This window comes from Sulfurisphaera javensis, assembly GCF_041154675.1.
Taxonomy (GTDB): Archaea; Thermoproteota; Thermoprotei_A; order Sulfolobales; family Sulfolobaceae; genus Sulfurisphaera; species Sulfurisphaera javensis.
Map to the genome: position 1 here is coordinate 1,194,973 of NZ_AP031322.1, position 20,910 is coordinate 1,215,882.

General features: G+C 31.0%; 26 protein-coding genes, 2 tRNA genes and 1 other RNA gene. 23 read left to right on the forward strand and 6 right to left on the reverse strand.

Annotation, left to right across the window (positions count from 1 at the left end; all coding sequences use genetic code 11):
• Positions 1–2 precede the first annotated feature (2 nt).
• The 4 genes from cyaB to ACAM25_RS06435 are packed head-to-tail and all read left to right on the forward strand — an operon-like array spanning position 3 to position 2,811.
• Positions 3–563, forward strand: coding sequence for a class IV adenylate cyclase (cyaB, locus tag ACAM25_RS06420; RefSeq protein ID WP_369611482.1), 561 nt, complete (start codon positions 3–5; stop codon positions 561–563).
• A complete protein-coding gene (locus tag ACAM25_RS06425; RefSeq protein ID WP_369611483.1) occupies positions 532–1,374 on the forward strand; it encodes an S-adenosyl-l-methionine hydroxide adenosyltransferase family protein in 843 nt (280 codons plus the stop codon). The genes cyaB and ACAM25_RS06425 overlap by 32 nt, the downstream gene beginning before the upstream one ends.
• Positions 1,314–1,832, forward strand: a complete 519-nt coding sequence (locus ACAM25_RS06430) for a nicotinamide-nucleotide adenylyltransferase (protein WP_369611625.1) — start codon at positions 1,314–1,316, stop codon at positions 1,830–1,832. The genes ACAM25_RS06425 and ACAM25_RS06430 overlap by 61 nt, the downstream gene beginning before the upstream one ends.
• 55 nt (positions 1,833–1,887) lie before the next feature.
• The gene (locus ACAM25_RS06435) at positions 1,888–2,811 is read left to right on the forward strand and encodes a hotdog domain-containing protein (RefSeq protein WP_369611484.1); all 924 of its coding nucleotides are present in this window, start codon (positions 1,888–1,890) and stop codon (positions 2,809–2,811) included.
• Here ACAM25_RS06435 and ACAM25_RS06440 read toward each other — a convergent pair.
• Complete coding sequence (locus tag ACAM25_RS06440) at positions 2,808–3,344, reverse strand: DUF99 family protein (RefSeq protein WP_369611485.1); 537 nt, start codon at positions 3,342–3,344, stop codon at positions 2,808–2,810. The genes ACAM25_RS06435 and ACAM25_RS06440 overlap by 4 nt on opposite strands.
• Positions 3,322–4,518, reverse strand: a complete 1,197-nt coding sequence (locus ACAM25_RS06445) for an ORC1-type DNA replication protein (protein WP_369611486.1) — start codon at positions 4,516–4,518, stop codon at positions 3,322–3,324. Before ACAM25_RS06445 ends, ACAM25_RS06440 begins: the two co-directional genes overlap by 23 nt.
• A gap of 1,141 nt (positions 4,519–5,659) precedes the next feature.
• Here ACAM25_RS06445 and ACAM25_RS06450 point away from each other — a divergent pair.
• From ACAM25_RS06450 to rnpB, 7 genes are all read left to right on the forward strand, one after another.
• Positions 5,660–5,733: transfer RNA gene (locus tag ACAM25_RS06450), tRNA-Ala, on the forward strand.
• Between the two features lie 218 nt (positions 5,734–5,951).
• Positions 5,952–6,302 carry an SWIM zinc finger family protein gene (locus ACAM25_RS06455; RefSeq protein WP_369611487.1) on the forward strand — a complete coding sequence of 117 codons (351 nt, stop codon included), beginning with the start codon at positions 5,952–5,954 and terminating at the stop codon, positions 6,300–6,302.
• Positions 6,299–6,493 (forward strand): hypothetical protein, encoded by a 195-nt coding sequence (locus tag ACAM25_RS06460; RefSeq protein ID WP_369611488.1) that lies wholly within the window; start codon positions 6,299–6,301, stop codon positions 6,491–6,493. The genes ACAM25_RS06455 and ACAM25_RS06460 overlap by 4 nt, the downstream gene beginning before the upstream one ends.
• A complete protein-coding gene (locus ACAM25_RS06465) occupies positions 6,441–6,764 on the forward strand; it encodes a transcription elongation factor (protein WP_369611489.1) in 324 nt (107 codons plus the stop codon). Before ACAM25_RS06460 ends, ACAM25_RS06465 begins: the two co-directional genes overlap by 53 nt.
• On the forward strand, positions 6,715–7,467 hold the full coding sequence (locus ACAM25_RS06470; protein WP_369611490.1) for a geranylgeranylglyceryl/heptaprenylglyceryl phosphate synthase: 753 nt from the start codon (positions 6,715–6,717) through the stop codon (positions 7,465–7,467). Before ACAM25_RS06465 ends, ACAM25_RS06470 begins: the two co-directional genes overlap by 50 nt.
• 2 nt (positions 7,468–7,469) lie before the next feature.
• Positions 7,470–7,646 (forward strand): preprotein translocase subunit Sec61beta, encoded by a 177-nt coding sequence (locus tag ACAM25_RS06475; protein ID WP_010978264.1) that lies wholly within the window; start codon positions 7,470–7,472, stop codon positions 7,644–7,646.
• A gap of 8 nt (positions 7,647–7,654) precedes the next feature.
• Positions 7,655–7,957: RNase P RNA component (gene rnpB / locus ACAM25_RS06480), an RNA gene on the forward strand.
• Here the strand turns inward: rnpB and ACAM25_RS06485 are convergent.
• Positions 7,947–8,450 (reverse strand): DUF367 family protein, encoded by a 504-nt coding sequence (locus ACAM25_RS06485; RefSeq protein ID WP_369611491.1) that lies wholly within the window; start codon positions 8,448–8,450, stop codon positions 7,947–7,949. The genes rnpB and ACAM25_RS06485 overlap by 11 nt on opposite strands.
• 56 nt (positions 8,451–8,506) lie before the next feature.
• Here ACAM25_RS06485 and ACAM25_RS06490 point away from each other — a divergent pair, with 56 nt between their 5' ends.
• The 9 genes from ACAM25_RS06490 (at position 8,507) to ACAM25_RS06530 (ending at position 15,980) form a co-directional block, all read left to right on the forward strand.
• Entirely contained in the window at positions 8,507–8,758 is a 252-nt protein-coding gene (locus tag ACAM25_RS06490) for an Lrp/AsnC family transcriptional regulator (RefSeq protein ID WP_369611492.1), read from the forward strand.
• Positions 8,759–9,042: 284 nt separating this feature from the next.
• Complete coding sequence (locus tag ACAM25_RS06495) at positions 9,043–10,041, forward strand: DUF1743 domain-containing protein (RefSeq protein ID WP_369611493.1); 999 nt, start codon at positions 9,043–9,045, stop codon at positions 10,039–10,041.
• Between the two features lie 75 nt (positions 10,042–10,116).
• A tRNA-Arg gene (locus ACAM25_RS06500) sits at positions 10,117–10,203 on the forward strand.
• 232 nt (positions 10,204–10,435) lie between these two features.
• Positions 10,436–12,247 carry a ribosome biogenesis/translation initiation ATPase RLI gene (locus ACAM25_RS06505; RefSeq protein WP_369611494.1) on the forward strand — a complete coding sequence of 604 codons (1,812 nt, stop codon included), beginning with the start codon at positions 10,436–10,438 and terminating at the stop codon, positions 12,245–12,247.
• Between the two features lie 32 nt (positions 12,248–12,279).
• On the forward strand, positions 12,280–13,434 hold the full coding sequence (gene fbp, locus ACAM25_RS06510; protein WP_369611495.1) for a fructose-1,6-bisphosphate aldolase/phosphatase: 1,155 nt from the start codon (positions 12,280–12,282) through the stop codon (positions 13,432–13,434).
• A 42-nt stretch (positions 13,435–13,476) separates the two neighbouring features.
• Positions 13,477–13,713 (forward strand): 30S ribosomal protein S17e, encoded by a 237-nt coding sequence (locus tag ACAM25_RS06515; RefSeq protein WP_369611496.1) that lies wholly within the window; start codon positions 13,477–13,479, stop codon positions 13,711–13,713.
• Between the two features lie 3 nt (positions 13,714–13,716).
• Complete coding sequence (locus ACAM25_RS06520) at positions 13,717–13,965, forward strand: MoaD/ThiS family protein (protein ID WP_369611497.1); 249 nt, start codon at positions 13,717–13,719, stop codon at positions 13,963–13,965.
• Between the two features lie 4 nt (positions 13,966–13,969).
• Entirely contained in the window at positions 13,970–14,335 is a 366-nt protein-coding gene (locus ACAM25_RS06525) for a hypothetical protein (RefSeq protein ID WP_369611498.1), read from the forward strand.
• A gap of 199 nt (positions 14,336–14,534) precedes the next feature.
• Positions 14,535–15,980, forward strand: coding sequence for an ATP-binding protein (locus ACAM25_RS06530; protein WP_369611499.1), 1,446 nt, complete (start codon positions 14,535–14,537; stop codon positions 15,978–15,980).
• Here ACAM25_RS06530 and thsB read toward each other — a convergent pair.
• Entirely contained in the window at positions 15,977–17,635 is a 1,659-nt protein-coding gene (gene thsB / locus ACAM25_RS06535; protein ID WP_369611500.1) for a thermosome subunit beta, read from the reverse strand. The two genes, ACAM25_RS06530 and thsB, sit on opposite strands and share 4 nt — an antisense overlap.
• Before the next feature lie 84 nt (positions 17,636–17,719).
• Complete coding sequence (locus tag ACAM25_RS06540; RefSeq protein WP_369611501.1) at positions 17,720–18,256, reverse strand: TFIIB-type zinc ribbon-containing protein; 537 nt, start codon at positions 18,254–18,256, stop codon at positions 17,720–17,722.
• A gap of 64 nt (positions 18,257–18,320) precedes the next feature.
• Here ACAM25_RS06540 and ACAM25_RS06545 point away from each other — a divergent pair, with 64 nt between their 5' ends.
• From ACAM25_RS06545 to psmB, 3 genes are read left to right on the forward strand one after another with little or no spacing between them, the layout of a single operon-like run.
• Positions 18,321–18,599 (forward strand): ribonuclease BN, encoded by a 279-nt coding sequence (locus tag ACAM25_RS06545; protein WP_369611502.1) that lies wholly within the window; start codon positions 18,321–18,323, stop codon positions 18,597–18,599.
• Between the two features lie 6 nt (positions 18,600–18,605).
• On the forward strand, positions 18,606–19,883 hold the full coding sequence (hisS, locus tag ACAM25_RS06550) for a histidine--tRNA ligase (protein WP_369611503.1): 1,278 nt from the start codon (positions 18,606–18,608) through the stop codon (positions 19,881–19,883).
• Between the two features lie 35 nt (positions 19,884–19,918).
• Positions 19,919–20,512 carry an archaeal proteasome endopeptidase complex subunit beta gene (psmB, locus tag ACAM25_RS06555; protein WP_369611504.1) on the forward strand — a complete coding sequence of 198 codons (594 nt, stop codon included), beginning with the start codon at positions 19,919–19,921 and terminating at the stop codon, positions 20,510–20,512.
• Here the strand turns inward: psmB and ACAM25_RS06560 are convergent.
• A complete protein-coding gene (locus ACAM25_RS06560; protein WP_369611505.1) occupies positions 20,499–20,876 on the reverse strand; it encodes a DNA-directed RNA polymerase subunit G in 378 nt (125 codons plus the stop codon). The two genes, psmB and ACAM25_RS06560, sit on opposite strands and share 14 nt — an antisense overlap.
• Positions 20,877–20,910: the final 34 nt, after the last annotated feature.

Consider the following 20,910-nt stretch of genomic DNA (forward strand, 5'->3'; position numbering starts at 1 on the left):
CTATGAGCCATATAGAGAGAGAGATTAAAATAAAGCTAATTTCTCCAAAGCTAGAAGATATAGAGAGAAAACTGAATGAAAAATATAAGCCAATAAATGAAGAATACCAAGTAGATATATATTATAATAGTCCAGTTAGGGATTTTAGGAAAACTGATGAGGCTTTAAGGCTAAGAGTTATTAACAATAACATGATAGAACTAACATATAAGGGACCCAAACTATCACAGCAATCAAAATCCAGAGAAGAAATAATTGTAAAAGTTGACAATTTAAATTCTATGGATTTAATCTTACAAAGGCTTGGTTTTATTAAAACATTAAAAATTGAGAAAATTAGAAAAAATTATAAGATAGATAAATTCATAGTATCTCTAGATAAAGTAACTGATTTGGGAGAATTCATAGAGATTGAAGGAATTAATGTAAAGGAAGAGGAACTTACACAATTTGTCAATACATTTCTAAAAGAATTTAACATTTTAGGAGAAAAAACACTTAAATCATACCTTGAGTTATTAATTGATAAACTTGAGAAGACCCCAAATAGCAATACTTACTGATTTTGGAATTAGTGATAACTATAATGGAGTAATGGAAGGAGTAATAAGGAAGATAAATCCTTATGTTGATATTACATATATATCGCCTAACGCTAAAGAATTTAATATCTATGCCGGAGCTTATATGTTATATACAGCTTATAGATACTTTCAAAAGGGAACTATATTTTTAGTAGTCATTGATCCCGGAGTCGGTACAAAAAGAAAAGCAATAATAGTAAAAACTAAGAATTATTACTTTGTAGGACCAGATAATGGAGTTTTATATCCAGCCATAGCTGAAGATGGAATACAAGAGGTAATAGAAATAACTAATCCTAAGATGTATCTAAGTAAAAATATTTCCAATACTTTTCACGGTAGAGATATATTTTCAGTAACAGCTGCTTATCTTTCTTTAAATGTGAAACTCGAAGTATTTGGAAACCAGTTAGAAAAAGAAAAAATAGAAAAGCTATCTTTCAATTTTACTGAAACTACAGAAAATAACAAAAAAATCTATTGTGGAAAAATTATATACATTGATCATTTTGGAAATGTTGCTACTTCAATAAAAACATCAATTGATAAAAGGCAAAAAATCTTAGTTAAGCATAAAGGAAAGAGCTATGAAGTAAAGATTGTAAGGACTTTTGGACAAGGAGCTGAAAATCAATTACTGATATATTCAAATGGTTACGGTTTCTTAGAAATAGGAATAAATAAAGGGAACGCCTCTATAGTTATTAATGCCAATGAAGGTGATGATATCTGCTTAGAGGCCTATACCCAGGAAGATTCCAACCATTCCACAAAGGACACTTATCAGTAATTAAATGGGCCTTACAAAAAGTTAATGAATTAATAATTGTTATTGGAAGTGCACAAGAAAGTCATACTTTGGCTAATCCATTCACCGCTGGAGAAAGAATTGAGATGATAAGGGAAACTTTACTCGATGAAAATATAGATATCTCGTCTATTTATTTTATTCCAATACCAGATATCTTAATGAACAGTGTATGGGTATCGCATGTAAAATCCTTCTCACCTAGCTTTGATGTTGTATTCGCTAGAAACCCTTTGGTAATAAGACTATTTAAAGAGGCAGGATTTGAGGTGACTATACCACCAGCATATGATAGAGAAAAATATAATTCAACATTAATTAGAAGATTTATAATAGAAAATAATGAAGAATGGAAGAAGTTAGTCCCAACTAAAGTAGTCGAATATATTCTAAAAATACGAGGGGACGAAAGGCTAAGAGCAATTGCTGGAATATACTAAGGGAATAGACAAAAAATATTATATTTTTTAAACAGTAAGATACATTAGAAGTCAAATGATAAAATTAGAAACATATTATAATGTATATCCTTGGCACGCAAATCACTTTGGAAGTCTACATGGCGGAATTTACATGAATTGGTTAATCGATACTTCTGGCATGTTAATGTCTAGCATTAGTAAAGGAAATTACTTACTAGCATCAGTAGATTATATTTATTTATTTAAACCGGGTAGAGTTGGAGACGTAATAAGAATTGTTGCAGAACCTCTAGCAAGTTGGGAAAGTTCGGTTGAAATAAAAGTTAAAGCTTGTATAAAAAGAGGAGACAAAGAAGAGTTAGGAGCATTAGGTTTAACAACGTATGTTGCAGTTGATGAAAATAATAGACCTAGACCACTACCAATAAAAATTGGAGCAAATGAAGAAGCAAACAAAAGAAGAGAAAAAAGATTAGAAAAAAAGAAAAAAGATTCAGAAGATACAGATGACCTTCTGCCAGGTATGACATTCGGAAGAAGCTACATCAGAACAATTTACCCAGAACACGGTTTTATGAATGGTATATTATATGCTGGAAAAATGTACACAATGCTAGATGAAGCATTAGCAATAGTTGCGAAATTATATTCAAAAGGAAACGTTTTTACCGCAAGTGCTGGCTCAGCCAATTTCTTAACGCCAGTTAGAATAGGTGATATATTAGAAATACAAGGAGCAGTAGAATATACTGGAAACACTTCGTTAGATGTTGGAGCTAAAGTATTTGCTATAAATCATTATACTGGAGAGAAAAGATTAGTTACTAGAACAGTATTTTCATTCGTAGCAATAGATGAGAATGCAAAACCAAAACCTATAAATAAAATTATTCCAGCCACTGAGAAAGAGAAGAAAATATTCGATGAGAGATTGAAAGAAAGAGAAGAAAGAATAAAGATGTCTAAGGTAATTCAAGAAACTGAAACTTGTGGCTAAATGATTCTCTTTGATAATAGGAATGTCGATAAACTGCTAGAAATTTCATGAGCATTTTTTAATGGCTCTGGAATTTTATCAAATATTTGATATTTTTCAATTATTTCCTTTGCAACTTTCATGTCCATATTTGTATAAATATAAATATCACCTTTTATAGTAGATATTCTTACTAAACTATTCAACACAGACATAATTATTTGTCTTCTCTCTTCAGTAAAATGCTTTTTTAGAGCTTCCTCAACTTTTACCAGATTAGGTTTAGATGAATAAAAGATAATGAATTTCTTTGTCAGAACTTTAGGATCTATATAATTGAAACCACCAAAAGTCACACCATCTAAAATACATATATCTCCTGTATTCAATGAGTTTAAAACTCGAGATGCATCATTCCCATCAACTTTAATAAATCCAAAATCTACATCAAGAATTTTATATTCTTCATAAACTACAGAAAGTAAAACAGTATACCCTTTTCCTCCTTTATAATATAATGGAAAATATCCATCATCTACCCCAGAGACCAGCAATCTTATTATCTTTCTCAGTTATAGCTTTAATAATTGTATCTTCATTAACAGCAAGATTAACCTCTTTAGTTTTACCATATCTTCCCCTATTAACTACCTTTGCCGTAATAATTCCTAACATATCAAGTTCATTAATTATATCACTAACCCTTCTTTGCGTTACACTTTCAACTCCAACCTTCTTTGTAAGTTTAACATAAATCTCGTAAACTTCTCCGGTAGTTAAACTTCTCTTCTTTTCCCTAAAACCTATAACAATAGCTAATAAAACTAGTTTCGAATGAAATGGAAGTGTAGAGACAACCTCGAATACCCTGTCCCTTTCTATTTCGACTCTAGCTTTATTTACATGTTCTACTGAAACTTTTTCAGATCCTTCCCTTTCAGCTATTTCTCCAGCTACCCTTAAAAGATCTAAAGCCCTTCTAGCATCTCCATGATCCCTAGCTGCCAAGGCTGAACAAAGCTTTAATACTTCGTCAGAAATAGCAGACTCATAAAAAGCTAATTGAGCTCTCTTTCTTAAAATATCCTCTAATTCTTCGGCGTTATATGGCGGAAAAACTACTTCTTCTTCACTCAAACTACTTTTAACCCTAGGGTCAAGGAACTCTATGAATTTCACATCATTAGTTATTCCTATTAGTGAGACTTTACTTTTCCCTATATCATAATTAGCCCTAGTTAACCTGTACAATATATCATCACCATGTTTCTTTACTAGAGCGTCTATTTCATCTAGGACTATTACTATAATAGGCTTTAATTCACTAACCTTCTTTAAGAACCTCTTATATAACTCAGCTGTTGAAATTCCAGTAAAAGGAACTCTAACACCTAAAGTCTCTAACATATCCGCTAAGATCCTATAAGGAGTGTCCGTTTGTCTTGTGTTAATGTAAATATAAATGAATGAATTGTTAATTTTTTCATATAATTTCTTTAGTACAAATTTTGTCACAGCTGTTTTGCCAGTTCCAGTTAGTCCATAAATAAAAATATTGTTCGGTTTTTCTACCCTAATAATAGGAGATAATATTTCAACTAGTCTTCTAATTTGGTCCTCTCTATGAGGCAATTCGTCAGGAACATAATCTGGCAATAATAATTCTCTATTACGGAATATTTTAGATTTTTTAAGAGATGATAATATATCGTCAATGATATTGCTCATTAACTATTATCTTTATATGTGAACATTAAAAAGGATCCTACATTTTACTCCCCAGTAAAAAACCCCTCTATTTCCACTGGAGACTTTTAAAGTAATACTGAACTCTTCTTCCCCTCTATTTCCACTGGAATATTAATTATACTGAAAATGATGCAAACTAAGGGGTTTGTATAATAAAGATTGCTAGAGATTGATTTTAATGTAGCGGAAAGTTATGAAAAGAGTTTCCAGTTGAAATTGAGGGGTCTCTGTGTTTAATAAAAATTCAAAAATATTAATTAGTATAATTTTAAAGGAAAAATAAATATCTTTAAATAGAAATTAGTTATGTTACCAGCTCTGATTATTCTTAAATTTTAAATTAGAATTAAAAGCAAAATAAATACTTAATTGATTTGTATTCAACCTAGAATAACATCTTGCTAGTCATCACTTAATTAGCTGATAGTTAAATACTTTCCATTAATCTTTTATTCAATACTGATTTTGCAGCTAATCTTTTTCCAACTTATTGTTTATCTTGTTTTCATACAACTAATTATAAATGACTAATAAAGAATAAAGATATAAACTTGATATAACTCAAATACCTTTAACTCTTAAACGAGAAGAAAGAGTAGGGCTTGAATAAATTGTATATAATTGAATATTAGATGTGGCTATTAAATTGAGACAAAATACACTGGAAAGTGTAGCTAGAGATTTAGTTATATTCATAAGCTAAGAGAAGATGCGTAACAGTATATGCTGAGAATCTAGTTAAAAATATTTAGGTTCAAATATAAAACATGATGTTTTCTTCTTTAATTGTTTTGTTGCTAATTTTGATAGAACTTATTTTAATGACATTTCTACTTTGATTAGGTTTAGCAACTGAATTAACAAATTTGATAAGGAACTTATGACAAAAAGCGAAAATATGAAAACATAACCTAGCCAATACGTTTAGTTTGACTAATTTTTGCTTTTTAGAGAGGTATATATAAATATCGTATAAAATATTCTGTAATATATTAATAAATTATAGAACATCTACATAATAAATTGATAAATTAAAAATGTCTTTTAGCTGAACAACTAAGAATCCTACAGACTAATGTAGTGCATAAACTTTAAATTAGAAGTAGAAATAGTATTTAATGGGCCGGTAGCTCAGCCTGGAAGAGTGCTCGGTTGGCATCCGAGAGGTCCCGGGTTCAAATCCCGGCCGGTCCATCTTTTTGTCGTCTCATAATATGATTAAAAAATACTTATCATTTTAAGAAAGATTTAACTGGGGGAGTAAAACTAACGTAATTATTTCTACTATATAAAAATAAAAATACTTAAAGAATAAATTAAAATTACGAAATATTTGTTTCTATTTCTTATCCTTATCGAATCATTTTCTATTGATGAATACTATATAAAGTATTATTTCGAATATAATGATTGTGCTTTCATCTGTTACAAAAGCTAAATCAGCTGTCATTGAAGGACGAGTAATTAGATTACAAGTTTCTGATGCTTATTATTATTTATATATATTTCTAGGCAAAAATAGGGATTACATACTTAACGAGAGAATGTGTTCATGTAAGGATTTTCTTTATAATGTTATGTTTAGGGGAAAGAAAAATAAATGCTATCATCAGTTAGCTTTAGAGTATGCATTAGAAAAAGATATGCTTATTACGATAGAAATAAACAAGGAAACGTTAATAGATATCATCATGGAAATTTATACAATGGATAAGTCATTTATACTACGGAAAATATTATTTAGCCGAGGTCAAAAACGTTGATTCCTACCCTGGGAATATTATATTTAGCTGTTGTAGGCGTTTTGATATCTGGCATTATATATATCTCTTTTGCGGAAGTTTTTAAGAACGGAATAAAAATTAAGATTACAAGGGGTAAAGTAGTTAAAGGTGAATCTGATGGGAGGAAGAAGAAAAAGAAGAAAACAACTACTTCTAAGACCAAAGCCTAAGATTCCGAATACCTTTGAATGTCCCAGATGTGGTAGAGTTGCAATCACTGTAGAAATAAAAAATGGTATAGCTAAAGTAAAATGTGGAAATTGTGGTTTAGAAGATGAATTTGAAGTTCCAGCAATTTTTGATGAGGCAAACGCATATGGTAAATTTATTGATAGGTATTTTGAAGGTAAGATACAAATAAAAGAGAGTAAGGCTGAGGAGAAGGAAGAAAATGAAACTCAAGGGGAAAGTGAAGAAGATAATACAGGAGAAGTTGAGTGAAGGAAGGGTTTTACATTTTTCTTTATTTGATCCAGATAAGGTAGATCTAGAAACATTATATTCTATAGCTTCTAAGTTAGTTGAGTCTGGTACTAGTGGCTTTTTAATTGGTGGTACATTAGGAGTATCAAAGGAAAAACTAGATAATATAATTGACATATTAGAAGATTTTAAGGTTCCTAAAATAATATTTCCAAGTAATGTAAATTTAATTACAGAAAAAGCTGACGCTATACTTTTTATGTCTTTATTGAATTCTGATGATATATATTATGTTACTGGTGCCCAACTCATTGCTGCGCCTATAATAAAAAAGCTAAGGCTTGAAACGTTGTCAACAGGTTATGTTATTGTTGGGCATGGTGGTACAGCTGCACATGTGGGTAGAGCTAGAGTTATACCGTATGATAACATTGAACTAATAGTTGCATACTCTATTATGGCTGAATTATTTGGAATGGATTTTGTTTATTTAGAAGCTGGTTCCGGCGCACCAGAACCTATAAGACCCTATGCTATATCAGTTACTAAAAAGTACTTAGAAAATACTAAGATAATAGTTGGTGGTGGAATAAGAAGTGAAGAAGTTGCAAAAGAGCTTGCACTTGCTGGTTCTGATATTATAGTTACTGGTAATATAATAGAGCAAAACTTAGAAAAAGCATTAAAAATAGTTAAAGAGATAAGTAATATTAGGAGATAACTATGCCATCAAGTAAAAAGAAAAAAGAGACTGTCCCATTAGCTTCAATGGCTGGATTAATAAGATATTATGAGGAAGAGAATGAGAAAATTAAGATATCTCCTAAATTATTAATTATTATAAGTATAATAATGGTTGCTGGAGTTATAGTTGCATCTATATTAATTCCTCCGCCATAAAATAATTAGGGAGCCCTAGCGTGGGCAACGGGTTACTGAGGAAACTCCGGCCTCCAGACCCCAGGGAGACCCCGTTACGGGGTAGGGGTAGTCCCCCTGGCAACTACACAGAAACGAACTAGTATGGTGGCAAATGAAAATGATTCGAAGGTGATCTGAGCGATCAGATCACCTAGATGAGAGTCACCATACTAGTTGAAACGGTAGTCCCTCCTGGAGCAAGTAGGGAGAAGATGAAATGGGGTCTGATTCTCCCTGGGACGCTAAGTCAAATCCCAATAATACAGAAGCCGGGTTATGCTAGGGCTCCCTTAAAATTTTTTCTATTATCTCCTTCTCTATTTTTATTATCTCACTCTCACTTTTGTTTCTATAAGATTCTAGTAATTCCTTGTTCAGTTCTAAGAAAGTATGACCCCACTTTATCAAGTTTGCTATTTTTAGAGACTCCTCTACTTCATTAATTATGTATAATGCTGCTATTAAAGCTTCGATTGACGATAATTTGTATGCAATTCCATAGTTTGTTGGATTTCCTGCAAATAGTATTGGTAACCTTCTATGCTCTCCTTTAATATTCCTAAATTCTATTTCTGATGTTTCATTCCAAGACGTATCAACTATTGTTATACCAGCTTTTTTAGCGATATCTTTATCAAGAATAGATAATGTTCTTATAGAATATGGATCAAGAATTATACCTTTTCCTTGCCTTGTAAGTTCTGCAAAATGTAATTTAACTAATTTTTTGCCTGTACATTTCTTTGGATCATCCTTATGATAATCTATAATATATACTTTCATTAATTCTCATAAAGTTCTTATAACTTTATAATTAATAAACCTTCTGTAGATTAAAAATGGCTTCTGCGATAGTTCTTATAAATACGGATGCAGGTGGGGAAGACGAAGTATTTGAGAGGCTAAAAAGTATGAATGAAGTAACAGAGGTTCATGTGGTTTATGGAGTATACGATATAGTGGTAAAAATAGAAGCAGATTCGATGGATAAGTTAAAAGATTTTGTAACTAATACTATTAGAAAGTTACCTAAGGTGAGATCAACATTAACAATGATAATAGTGGAAGGGAAGAGCTTAGTGAAAAAATAGTAATAGGAATAGATGATCATGATTCACCAGAAGCTGGATGCACAACTCATTTCGCAACTCTATTAATAAAAGAATTTCTAAAAGAAAAGATAAAACTTTTAGATTTTCCCTATTTAATAAGATTAAATCCAAATATTCCTTGGAAAACAAGAGGAAATGCAAGTATTAAATTAATAATAGAAAGTGGTAAAGATATTTCAGAAATAATCGACATAGTATGGAACAAATCTCTTGAATATACTGAAAAAATAAGTAAAGCTAAAAAATACAACAGAAAGCCAGGTTTGGCGATTGCTAAATATAAGTTTACTGATTCATGGTTTTATGAGAAAGCAGTGAAAGACATAGTTCCGTTAAATTTAGCTAAAGAGTATGCAGAAAAGAATGGAATTATGATAAAAGGAGACCGAGGAATTATAGGTAGTATAGCCGCTATATCTTATAATCCAGAAGAAATTACATATGAATTAATTACCTATAGACCTGAAGAAGAGTGGAGTAAAAATAAAAGAGAAATTGATTTTAATAGTGTAGTTAATTTTGAGAACAAGTATTTCCCAAAGGTATTTGAAAATGTTGATTATATTAAGAAATATTTGTTAATTTCTCCTCATGGTCACGATCCAATCTTATATGGTATTAGAGGAATAGATGCAGATATTTTAATCAAAGGTTTAGATGAAATAAAAACAAAAGATAGTATAGATATGGCTATGATTTTTAAAACCAATCAAGCAACAGATTCTCATATCACTCATAAAAATTATTTTTATCAAACGACAGAAATTGTAGGAAAAGTCTTAATGGTTAAGATAATAGAAGGAGGGGATGTTATTATTAACGTGAATAATGAGTCAGTGCTAGTGTATAAAGAAACTGGGGAGTTAAACCTAGCATCTAAATATCTTAGAAAAGGAGATATAATAAGAGTAATAGGCGCAGTAAAACCGTCTATTAAATTTGGAAAAATAATTGAGGCAGAAAGGATAGAAATATTAGAATTAAACGATAAAATCCTTAGAAATCCAAGATGTCCGAAATGTAATAGTTCTTCTGAATCACTTGGGAAGAATAAAGGATTTAGATGTAAGAAGTGTGGATATAAATTTTATGGAGAAAAAATAATAGAAAAAGTTCCTAGAGAGTTAACTACTGGTATTTATCAGTCGAGGTATTATAGACATCTCACTAGGCCCATTTATTTAGATCTTATAAGAAACCAAACGTTTAATGAGGATCAAATAAGTAGTATTTTAAACAAGCTAGTTAATTATAAGAATTAAATGTAAAGATAATGACAAATTTTGAGTATGTAATTATTTAAGCTTTGAGGAGAGATTTTAACGTAGTATAAATGAGGACCCGTAGCTCAGCCAGGATAGAGCGCCGGCCTTCGGTCGGCGGAAGTAAGCCGGTGGTCCCGGGTTCAAGTCCCGGCGGGTCCGCTATATTAAGTACAATTAATGAAAGCTATAATAGAGAAAAAGAGTGATAGGTAATTTTTTAAGTTAATCATTCATGTGATGAAATGGTGAAGGTTTTGGTTTTTGAAGAGGATTGGGAAGAAGAATTTGATGAATTTGATGAAGAAGAGGATTGGGAAGAAGAGGATTTCGAAGAAGAGGAATGGTAATAAATTAAAGTTTTTTCTAACTTTTATCTAAGTTAGGTGTTGTTATGAGAGTTGCAGTAATAAATTATGATTTTTGTAAACCAGATAAATGCAATCTTGAGTGCATTTCTTTTTGCCCTATTAATAGGTCTGGAAGTAAAGCTATTGAGCTTTCAGATTTAGTAAAAGGTAAGCCAATAATCTACGAAGAAACATGTATTGGCTGTGGTATATGTATTAAAAAATGCCCATTTGAGGCAATAGATATAGTGAACTTGCCAGATGAGTATGGAGAAGACGTTATCCATAGATATAAGGTTAATGGTTTTAAATTGTTTGGTATTGTGACTCCTAAAAGAGGATATGTTATAGGAATTCTTGGTAAAAATAGTACTGGTAAATCCACTATTTTAAGAATATTAAGTGGAGAGTTAATTCCTAATTTTGGAGATCCTCAAGCAAAGTTAAGTATTGATGAAGTTTTAAATCATTTTAAAGGAAGAGAAATTTATGATTATTTTTATCAATTATATAATAAAAAAATAAAGGTAGCACATAAGATCCAGTATGTTGAATATGCGTCAAGATTTCTTAAAGGAACTACAAATGAACTTTTAAAAAAAGCTGATCAAAGAGGCAAAGTAGATGAGGTTAAGGAACTTTTAAATATGAAAAGCTTTTGGGATAAGGATGTAAAGTATCTTAGCGGCGGAGAACTTCAAAAATTACTTATTGCTGCCACTTTACTTAAAGATGCCGACATCTATTTATTTGATGAACCCTCTTCATATCTTGATATAAAAGAAAGAGTTAACATGGCTTATGCTATTAGAGAATTAACTAAAAATAAATATGTTATTGTTGTTGAGCATGACTTAATAGTATTAGATTATTTAGCTGATCTCGTAAACATAATATATGGTAAGAGTTCTGTCTATGGCAGGGTATCTAAAACTTATAGTAATAGGGTTGGTATTAATAATTTCTTAAGGGGTTATCTCCCAGCAGAAAATGTAAAAATAAGGCCCGAAGAGATAAAGTTTAATCTTAAAGATCTTACTGACTTAGATTTTAATCCTCACGCATTACAAAAGGTTATATGGACAGATATAGTTAAAAAATTAGATAAATTTACCCTTGAAGTAAAAGAAGGTTATGCAAGAGAGGGTGAAGTGATAGGAATAGTAGGTCCCAATGGAATAGGTAAAACTACTTTTATGAGAATTCTTGTTGGTGAAATTAAGCCTGATAGTGGTGAAGTTTTAACTGAAGGACTTAGTTTAGCTTACAAACCTCAGAAAATAGTTCCCGATTTTGACGGGACCGTTCAGCAATATTTAGAGAACGTTAGGAAAGACATATTATCCTCCTCCTCATGGTTCTTTGAAGAGGTAATTAAAAGGCTAAATCTTCATAGAATATTAGAGTCTAATGTAAAGGATTTAAGTGGGGGAGAATTACAGAAACTTTATATAGCTGGTACTTTATCTAAGGAGGCAGATATATATGTTCTTGATGAACCTTCTTCTTACCTAGATGTAGAAGAGAGATATATAGTTGCAAAGGCTATAAAAAGGGTAACGAGAGAGAGAAAAAGTGTAACTTTTATGGTTGATCACGATTTAGCTTTACATGATTATATAGCAGATAGGATAATGGTATTTATAGGAGAGCCGGGATCTCATGGTCTTGGTAAAAGCCCACAGACTCTAAGTAGTGGTATGAATGAGTTCCTTAAAGAATTAGGGATAACATTTAGAAGAGATATGGAAACTGGAAGGCCTCGCGTAAATAAACCAGGAAGTTACTTAGATAGATTGCAAAAAGAGACAGGGGAATATTACTCGTTAAAGGTCGTAAAGGAAGAATCTACATAAAGTTTTTATCTGTAAAGAGTTATATGTGAGTGATGAGAACTACTATAAGTGTAATAAAAGCGGACATAGGAAGTTTAGCTGGTCATCACATAGTTCACCCAGATACAATGGCTGCAGCAAATAAAGTTTTAGCGGCTGCAAAAGAACAAGGAATAATTATAGACTATTATATAACTCATGTAGGAGACGATTTACAACTAATAATGACTCATACAAGAGGGGAATTAGACACCAAAGTTCATGAGACTGCTTGGAATGCGTTTAAAGAAGCAGCAAAAGTAGCTAAAGACTTAGGATTATATGCAGCTGGTCAAGATTTGTTATCAGATTCCTTTTCTGGTAATGTAAGAGGATTAGGGCCTGGAGTAGCTGAAATGGATATTGAAGAGAGAACCTCAGAGCCTATTGCAATATTTATGGCAGATAAAACTGAGCCTGGAGCATACAATTTACCATTATATAAGATGTTTGCCGACCCATTTAATACTCCTGGATTAGTTATAGATCCCACGATGCATGGTGGTTTTAAGTTCGAAGTTTTAGATGTATATGAAGGAGAAGCTGTTATGCTTTCTGCTCCTCAAGAGATTTATGATTTATTAGCCTTAATAGGTACACCAGCTAGGTATGTAATAAGAAGAGTTTATAGAAATGAAGATAATTTGTTAGCAGCAGTAGTATCAATTGAGAGACTTAATCTTATTGCTGGAAAATACGTCGGTAAGGATGACCCAGTGATGATAGTAAGATTACAGCATGGATTGCCAGCATTAGGAGAGGCACTAGAGGCATTTGCATTTCCTCATTTAGTACCAGGCTGGATGAGAGGTAGTCACTACGGTCCATTAATGCCAGTATCACAAAGAGATGCTAAAGCTACTAGATTTGATGGACCTCCAAGGCTATTAGGTTTAGGATTTAATGTAAAAAATGGAAAGTTAGTAGGTCCTACAGATTTATTTGATGACCCAGCATTTGATGAGACAAGACGTTTGGCTAACATTGTCGCTGATTATATGAGACGTCATGGTCCATTTATGCCACACAGATTAGAGCCAACTGAAATGGAATATACTACATTACCATTAATCCTAGAAAAATTAAAGAACAGGTTCAAAAAAGAATCAGACGTATATAAGGCTAAAGAAAGCGTTTACGCTAAAGAAGAAGCTCAAGGGCATGATTAATTTTTTCTTTTCTTATTTTAATCTAAACATATGGTGATTTAAGTGGGGAATGTGTACACGAAGGATATAAAAAGAGTTGCTATACAATTATATGAAAGATTCAAAGATCAAGTTACTACTGATTATCAAGCAAATAAAAAACTTGTAGAGTCTTATGTAGATGTAATGTCAAAAAAAGTTAGGAATAGGATAGCTGGATATTTAACCAGATATGCAAAGATGCAGAAGATGCAGACTAAGAAAGAATCTGAAGAGGAGTATATTGAAGGTGAAGAATAAGAAATGGTAAGTGTTATTTTTAAAGGTCCATTAGTAAGTTATTTTGGTTCAGACAAGGTTATTTTAAATAAATCTTATTCTAATATTAATGAACTTATTAATGAAATAGATAAAAATGGTATGATTACTATAAAGGGCAAAATTAAGTCTGGTTATATTATTTTAGTAAACGGAAAAGACTATAGATTATTTAACGGAATAATAAGTGATCAAGATACAGTTGAGATAATTCCTATTAATCACGGTGGATAAATATATGGAGATCACTGAATTACAAGATATTGAAGTAAAAAAATACATTAAATTTGACGGGGAATGTATAACACAAATAATAGATTTTAAACCTGAGCTTGCTATAGTAAATCAAGCGTGCGAGATTTTTAATTATTTCATGAATAAAGGATATAAAACCAGAGTTAAATCTCCAGAGATCCTTTTCTTATCCTTACTCTATGGATCATTAAATATTAAGGATATTTTGAATAAAATTTCTACTTCCCAGACTAAATACATGATAAAATGCTGCAAAAATGATCTTTTGACTTCTGTTTCTAATCTTGACAAAGAATTAAGAGTAAAACTTTCATCTATTGCTATAAATTCACTTGACACTCTCATTTAAGTATTTTTTATAATACATGGAGACTAGGTATTTCTCTCTCATTCCTTTACTTGTTGGGATATATTTACTAGGAAGCACTTTCCATATATTTTCCTTAAATCAAGAATATATTTTCTATTCTGTTTTAGCAATAATATTATTAATTGTCATTTTATCTAAATTCTATGTTTCAAACAAAATTAAAAAAATTATCTTACATATGAATATAAAGAATTCCATCTATGAGTTGCAGTTAACTGATGAAAGTTATTATTTTATAGGATTTCGAATAGTAGGGAAAGAGAATAATAATGACATAAAAATTGATTATAACTCAGAATTACAAATTGCGATAGATACAGTAAGAAGAAATAAAGATAGAAACTTAAAGGTAGCTATAGTAACTCTTTTAGATCCTGCCCCAGGTAGTGCGATATTATTTTACGCTAAAAAGGATAAAGATATAGAACATCTCATAAATGAAGCAATACTATTAAAGAGTATGATAGAAAGTATTGCACCCCATGTTACTTTAGAACCAATAAGTTTTAAAGTAAATCCAGTATTGCCTTTGCCAAAAGTTCTAGGAAGTGTTATATATACAGGTTACATAGGTCAAAAGAAATTTGATGTAAAAACTGATCATATAATATCTGGAGATTATGATATTGAACTAGGGAATATACTAGAATCCAGTGAAATACCTATAGGAATTAGATCAAATGATGTATTTAGACATGTAGGTATTTTTGGATCTACCGGAAGTGGAAAATCAAATACAGCTGCTCTACTTTCAATGGAATTAAAGAAAAAAGGTTTTGATGTTATTATTCTAGATTGGCATGGAGAATATAAGAATTTATTGAGAGATTTTAATGTTTATGATAGCCAAAATTTTCTAGTTTTAAATCCAATTGATACAGACGATTTAACTACAATGGATATAGCTGAACTAATGGGTGATGCATTAGAGCTTACAGAACCTCAGAAGTTCTTATTATACTTAGGTTTAGAAGTTCTCAATCAAATGCACGAGTTTAGTTTTAAAACTCTTTTACAAGTAATATCAGCTAATATTTCAGATAATACTTTTATGCAAAGAGACGTAAAGTTCGCGTTAACTAGAAAGATTATCATGCTATTTTCTGGTTTAGGTGAAAAATTGATATCATCAGATAATGGATATACATATATGGACTTAGGTGAAAAATTAAGAGGAGGAAATATTATCGATCTAAGTTTTATCAGAAGCATTAAACTTAGAAAATTATATGCTTTAATGATACTTAGGTTTTTATTAGAATATGCTATTGAGACTAGAAATAAAGATAGGAAAATGTTTATAGTAATAGAGGAAGCTCAAAACTATTTTAATCAAATGAATACTGTGATAAGTAGAGCCTTGCAAGAAATAAGAAAGTTTAACGTAGGATTGTGTATAGTTTCGCAAAGTCCTTCTAATGTAGATCAAGAGGTTATTAAGAATACTAGTATAAAGATTATACATTCTATAAAGTCAAATATTGATAAGAAAGTAATTGCGGATTCATTATCATTAGATAAGGAAGGAATACAACTTATGGATAAGTTAGATATAGGGGAAGCGTTATTAGTTGCGCCAAATTTAAGAAAAGAGGTATTAATTAAGGTAAAAAAAGTTGTTTAGTCTTCTTCTTTTTTCTCAGTACTCTTAGATTCTCCTCCTTTACTTTCAGACTTCTTTCCAGCAGCTATTAGATCGTCAATTCTTAATATTAAAGTAGCAGCTTCTGTTGCGGCTTTTATAGCATTCATTTTTACTACCGCAGGTTCTATAACACCTAATTTCCACATATCTTCTACTTGCCCAGTAAATACATTAATTCCATACCACTTATTAGCTTCATTTTCATGAGCACTTCTTAATTTAACTAACAAATCAATTGGATCATAACCTCCATTTTCAATTAATATCATAACTAAGTTCTCTAGTGCTGATGCATATGCTTCAATTGCTAATTGCTCTTTTCCTCCTATTTGTGGAGCATACTTTCTTAATCTTTTTGCTATTTCTAGTTCTACAGCTCCTCCTCCGGCAACTGCTCTACCATCTTTTATTACATCAGCTACTGTTCCTAGAGCATCTCTTATTGCTCTTTCAGTTTCATCTACAACTCTTTCTAAACCTCCCCTTATTAGTATACTAACTGCTTTTGGATTCTTCGCTCCTTCAACGAATACCATTTTGTCTTCTCCTACCTTTCTTTCTTCTACTAATGCAGCGTATCCTAAATCTTGTGGAGTTAATTCATCAATATTGGATACTACTCTTCCACCAGTAGCTCTAGCTAATTTTTCTAAATCACTCTTCTTCGCTCTCCTTACTGCTAATATACCTTTCTTTGCAAGATAATGCTGAGCTACTTCATCAATTCCTTTCTGGCAAATTACAACATTAGCACCAGTTGCAGCTATTTTATCAACTTTTTCTTTAAGTAAGTTCTCCTCTTCTTCGAGGAATTTCTTCATTTGAGTTGGATCGTTAATTCTTATCTCTGCATCTAGTTCTGGTTTTTCCACTTCTAATGATGCATCTAATAATGCAATTTTTGCATTTTCAATTCTTTTTGGCATACCAGGATGTACAACTTCCTTATCAACAACTATACCATAAATTATTTGAGTATCATTTATGCTTCCTCCATGTTTCTTTACAATTTGAATATTGTCTAAATCAACATACCATTTATCACCTCTTAATTCAGCTACTTGTGTTACAGCTTTCGCAACAATGTCAGCTAGGTATTCTCTTGCCCCAGCTACTGCCTTACTATTTAACGAAGTTATTGCAATTTTCCTCAATATATCCATATCGTTAACAGATACTTTTTGAGCTATTTCTTCTATTGTTTTTAGTGCTTGTTCTTCTGCTTTCTTAAAACCACTAACTATAATTGTCGGGTGAATTTCTTTATAAAGAAGTTCTTCTGCTTTTTTAACTAATTCGCCTGCAAGAATAACAGCTGTTTTGGTTCCATCAGCTGTTTCTTCATCTTGCCCTTTCGCAATTTGTACTAAAAGTTTGGCAGCAGGATGTTGTAAGTCCATTTTATCAAGGATTGTAGCGCCGTCATTTGTAATTGTTATATCACCGAGACTATCTACTAGCATTTTATCCATTCCTCTAGGTCCATATGTGCTTTTTAATGCTTCTTCAACAGCCTTAACTGCTGCAATGTTTATTCTTAATGCTTCTTTTCCATATGTTCTGCTTGATCCTTCTTTTAGAATAATGACTGGAATACCTTCTGGTGTAGTTGCAACTGTAGCTGTGGTGGACATAATTTTTTCACCGCTGAAAGCACATAAGAAGTGCTTATATAAAAAGTTTTCTTTTAGTATTTGTAGTTAAGTACATGAACCATCTTATGTGTTTAGTCTTTCTCTCATGTGTAATTGCAATTTTATTTTTTCAGTTATTTTTATTTTTGTTAAAATTTTTTTCATATATTTTTCACTTATGTTTAGGTTTCTTGATAATCTATTAAATTCTCTTTTATCATAAAGATATAAAGCTACTGCAAGTTTGTATTTAGAGTTTTTAGATTGAAACATTGGATGCGTGTCGATTATATCATATAAAAGCAATAATTTTTCATTATTTTCTATAGCTTTTAATGCATTTAGAGAACTTTCTCTTAATAAAGAACCATTATATACGATTATTTTTTCTAAGCCTTTACGCTTTACAGTTCTAACCTTATTATATTTAGTTATTCTCTCAATTTTCTGAAAGAAATCCGGGTATAGGGACTTTGTGACTAATATGATTTCTTCATTATTGTCTTGATAATTATCATAAGAGTATATTTTATCTAGTACACTACCGCATTCAGTACATACAAGGTTTCCATTTTTGTAATCCCATACTAAGTTCTCACTCCCACAATATGGGCATTTCATGATGGAAAATAAACAAATGAGTATATATGATACTTTTAAGTTATAATTGAATATTGAGACTCAGATGAGTGAAGATATTGACAAAATTATTATATTAAACGATCTAAAACAAAGAGGTAGAAAATCAATAGTAAGTGGTAATTATATTTTTATCTCGATGTCTGATCAATTTGAATATGTTATATATCCAGTAAATGAAAATAAGGTGCTAAACGTTAGGGAAATAGAAAATTTTGTAGAATTCTCTAGGAAAATTAAGAAAAAAAGTGTACTGGCTATAGTTGATAAATATGGGGATGTCACATATTATTTATTATCTGAAATAAATTTAGCTAAGAAGTGAGTGATCATGGTTTCTTACGAACCTGTAAGAGGAATGAAAGATTATTACGGTGAAGAGCTTTATAAGATAAAGGCAGTTGAGAATGCTTTTATTAAAACAGTAAAACTTGCTGGATATCAAGAAGTAGAAACACCTATTCTTGAAGAGTTCGAATTATTCGCATTAAAGGGTGGGGAAGAACTAAGAAACACTATGTATGTATTTAAAGATAAAGCTGAAAGAGAAGTAGCTCTAAGACCAGAATTCACGCCAAGTATTGTAAGGTTTTACCTTAATTCTTTACAACATCTGCCAAAGCCAATTAGGTTATATTATATAGGTACAGTTTACAGGTATGATGAACCACAATTCGGCCGATATAGAGAATTTAGGCAAGCAGGAATAGAACTTTTAGGTTCTTCAAATATTTTGTCAGATATAGAAATATTACAGATTATAACAGAAATATATAGAGAGCTAAATTTAATCGATAAAATAAGAATTAAAATCAATAATATTTCATTGGTTCGAAAAATATTAACAAAATTAAACCTTGATGATCGTTCTCAAGAACATTTTCTTCACTTAGTTGATAAAAATAAAATTAATGACGCATTATCGATGCTACCTTCTTCAGAATATACAGAGCTTATAAGGTCTATCCTTGAAGTACGTAAACTTGACGATTTATCATACTCTAAAATAAAGGAAGAAATTGAAGAAAAATACAAACTTAATGATCTAGTTCAAGATTTAAATCAAATAATTACAATAAGAAATATAATAACTGAGTTTGGAGTAGAAGCTTATATTGATTTAGGATTTGTTAGAGGCTTAGCATATTACACTGGTTTAATTTTTGAAGTCCTTCATCCATCCGTTTCCTTTAGTATTGCTGGAGGAGGGAGATATGATAATCTTGTAGAACTGTATGGTGGAAGTCCTACTCCAGCAATAGGATTTGCTATAGGAGTTGAGAGAACTGCTCTCGTGCTCGATAATTTAGCAAAGAAGGAAAATCAACCAAAAATTGGTGTTTTTGTCTTATCAGATAACGCCATATCATATGCAATAAAAATAATCGATATGTTAAGGCAAAATAATTATATTACAACGATTAACCTAAAATCCGCTTCTGTCACAAAGTTAATTCCTTCATATGCTGAAGAAGGATATTCGTTTCTGATATTTATAGGTAAAAAAGAGTTTGAGGAAAAGTCAGTAACATTAAAGAACTTACGCACAAAAGAGCAAGTAACTATAAAAGAAGATAGACTGGTGGAGTATCTTAAGCAAATAATTTAAGTTATCAAATAATCATTTTCATGGGTTATCAAAATATGGAAGAACTTCCTGCAACAGCTTTAGGAGTTAAACTCAATGATGGTGTGATTTTAGCTGCTGAGAGAAGACTTAGCTATGGCGGTTTTGTACTTAGTAGAGCTGCTAAAAAAGTTTTCAAAATAGGTAGATTTGGAATTGCTGGAGCCGGAATAATGGGTGATATTCAAACATTAACACGTGTGATGAATGTTGAAATAAAATATTATGAGATGTATAATAATAAACCTATTTCAGTAAAAGCAGCAGCTAAGTTACTTTCTGTAATACTATATCAATATAAATGGACTCCTTTTATATCTGAGCTTTTATTTGGAGGTATAGATGAAGAGGGACCTAAGTTATTTGTCCTTGATCCCATAGGTTCTCTTATTGAAGATAGTTACGCTGCAGTAGGGTCTGGGGCAAGAGTTGCAATTGGTGTTTTAGAAGCTGAATATGATCCTAATATGTCACTAGATAAAGGTAAAGAAGTAGTATTGAAGGCATTAAAAGCAGCTATTGAAAGAGATGTAACATCTGGGGATGGAATAGATATATTAATGATAAAAAGAGATAATACTTCAGCTGAAGATTTTATCAAGTCTTTTTAACACAAAAATAAACATGATCCATCATATTAAATATTTTATTACTTATTAATCCTTTTTCGCTATATATTTTTACTATTAGCCCATATAGAGATATTTGATCTAGAATTTTATCTCCATCTGGTTTCTCATAAAAAATATAACCATGCGCACAGAAATCATTTGAAGTATAGGTAGGTTTTTCTCTAGATATCTCCATCTTTACATTTTCTTCGTTTCTAAATATATTTATACTATCTAATATATCAAATTCAACTTGGTAATTTTCACAGCTCATTTTTACTATTAATAACCCCTTAAGACTACCTTTATCTATTGAAGTTATTTTGCATTCGACTTCAAGCTTTCCTTCAGCTTGCAATGCCATATGCCAATAAATGGTTTAATCTTAAATAATATTA

What these genes read in the sequence shown, in the direction of transcription:
- cyaB (WP_369611482.1), top strand. Translation starts at nt 3, where the DNA reads ATGAGCCATATAGAGAGAGAGATTAAAATAAAGCTAATTTCTCCAAAG.
- ACAM25_RS06435 (WP_369611484.1), top strand. Translation starts at nt 1,888, where the DNA reads ATGATAAAATTAGAAACATATTATAATGTATATCCTTGGCACGCAAAT.
- ACAM25_RS06445 (WP_369611486.1), bottom strand. Translation starts at nt 4,518, where the DNA reads ATGAGCAATATCATTGACGATATATTATCATCTCTTAAAAAATCTAAA.
- ACAM25_RS06465 (WP_369611489.1), top strand. Translation starts at nt 6,441, where the DNA reads ATGGGAGGAAGAAGAAAAAGAAGAAAACAACTACTTCTAAGACCAAAG.
- ACAM25_RS06470 (WP_369611490.1), top strand. Translation starts at nt 6,715, where the DNA reads ATGAAACTCAAGGGGAAAGTGAAGAAGATAATACAGGAGAAGTTGAGT.
- ACAM25_RS06475 (WP_010978264.1), top strand. Translation starts at nt 7,470, where the DNA reads ATGCCATCAAGTAAAAAGAAAAAAGAGACTGTCCCATTAGCTTCAATG.
- ACAM25_RS06485 (WP_369611491.1), bottom strand. Translation starts at nt 8,450, where the DNA reads ATGAAAGTATATATTATAGATTATCATAAGGATGATCCAAAGAAATGT.
- ACAM25_RS06490 (WP_369611492.1), top strand. Translation starts at nt 8,507, where the DNA reads ATGGCTTCTGCGATAGTTCTTATAAATACGGATGCAGGTGGGGAAGAC.
- ACAM25_RS06505 (WP_369611494.1), top strand. Translation starts at nt 10,436, where the DNA reads ATGAGAGTTGCAGTAATAAATTATGATTTTTGTAAACCAGATAAATGC.
- fbp (WP_369611495.1), top strand. Translation starts at nt 12,280, where the DNA reads ATGAGAACTACTATAAGTGTAATAAAAGCGGACATAGGAAGTTTAGCT.
- ACAM25_RS06520 (WP_369611497.1), top strand. Translation starts at nt 13,717, where the DNA reads ATGGTAAGTGTTATTTTTAAAGGTCCATTAGTAAGTTATTTTGGTTCA.
- ACAM25_RS06525 (WP_369611498.1), top strand. Translation starts at nt 13,970, where the DNA reads ATGGAGATCACTGAATTACAAGATATTGAAGTAAAAAAATACATTAAA.
- ACAM25_RS06530 (WP_369611499.1), top strand. Translation starts at nt 14,535, where the DNA reads ATGAATATAAAGAATTCCATCTATGAGTTGCAGTTAACTGATGAAAGT.
- thsB (WP_369611500.1), bottom strand. Translation starts at nt 17,635, where the DNA reads ATGTCCACCACAGCTACAGTTGCAACTACACCAGAAGGTATTCCAGTC.
- ACAM25_RS06540 (WP_369611501.1), bottom strand. Translation starts at nt 18,256, where the DNA reads ATGAAATGCCCATATTGTGGGAGTGAGAACTTAGTATGGGATTACAAA.
- ACAM25_RS06545 (WP_369611502.1), top strand. Translation starts at nt 18,321, where the DNA reads ATGAGTGAAGATATTGACAAAATTATTATATTAAACGATCTAAAACAA.
- hisS (WP_369611503.1), top strand. Translation starts at nt 18,606, where the DNA reads ATGGTTTCTTACGAACCTGTAAGAGGAATGAAAGATTATTACGGTGAA.
- psmB (WP_369611504.1), top strand. Translation starts at nt 19,919, where the DNA reads ATGGAAGAACTTCCTGCAACAGCTTTAGGAGTTAAACTCAATGATGGT.
- ACAM25_RS06560 (WP_369611505.1), bottom strand. Translation starts at nt 20,876, where the DNA reads ATGGCATTGCAAGCTGAAGGAAAGCTTGAAGTCGAATGCAAAATAACT.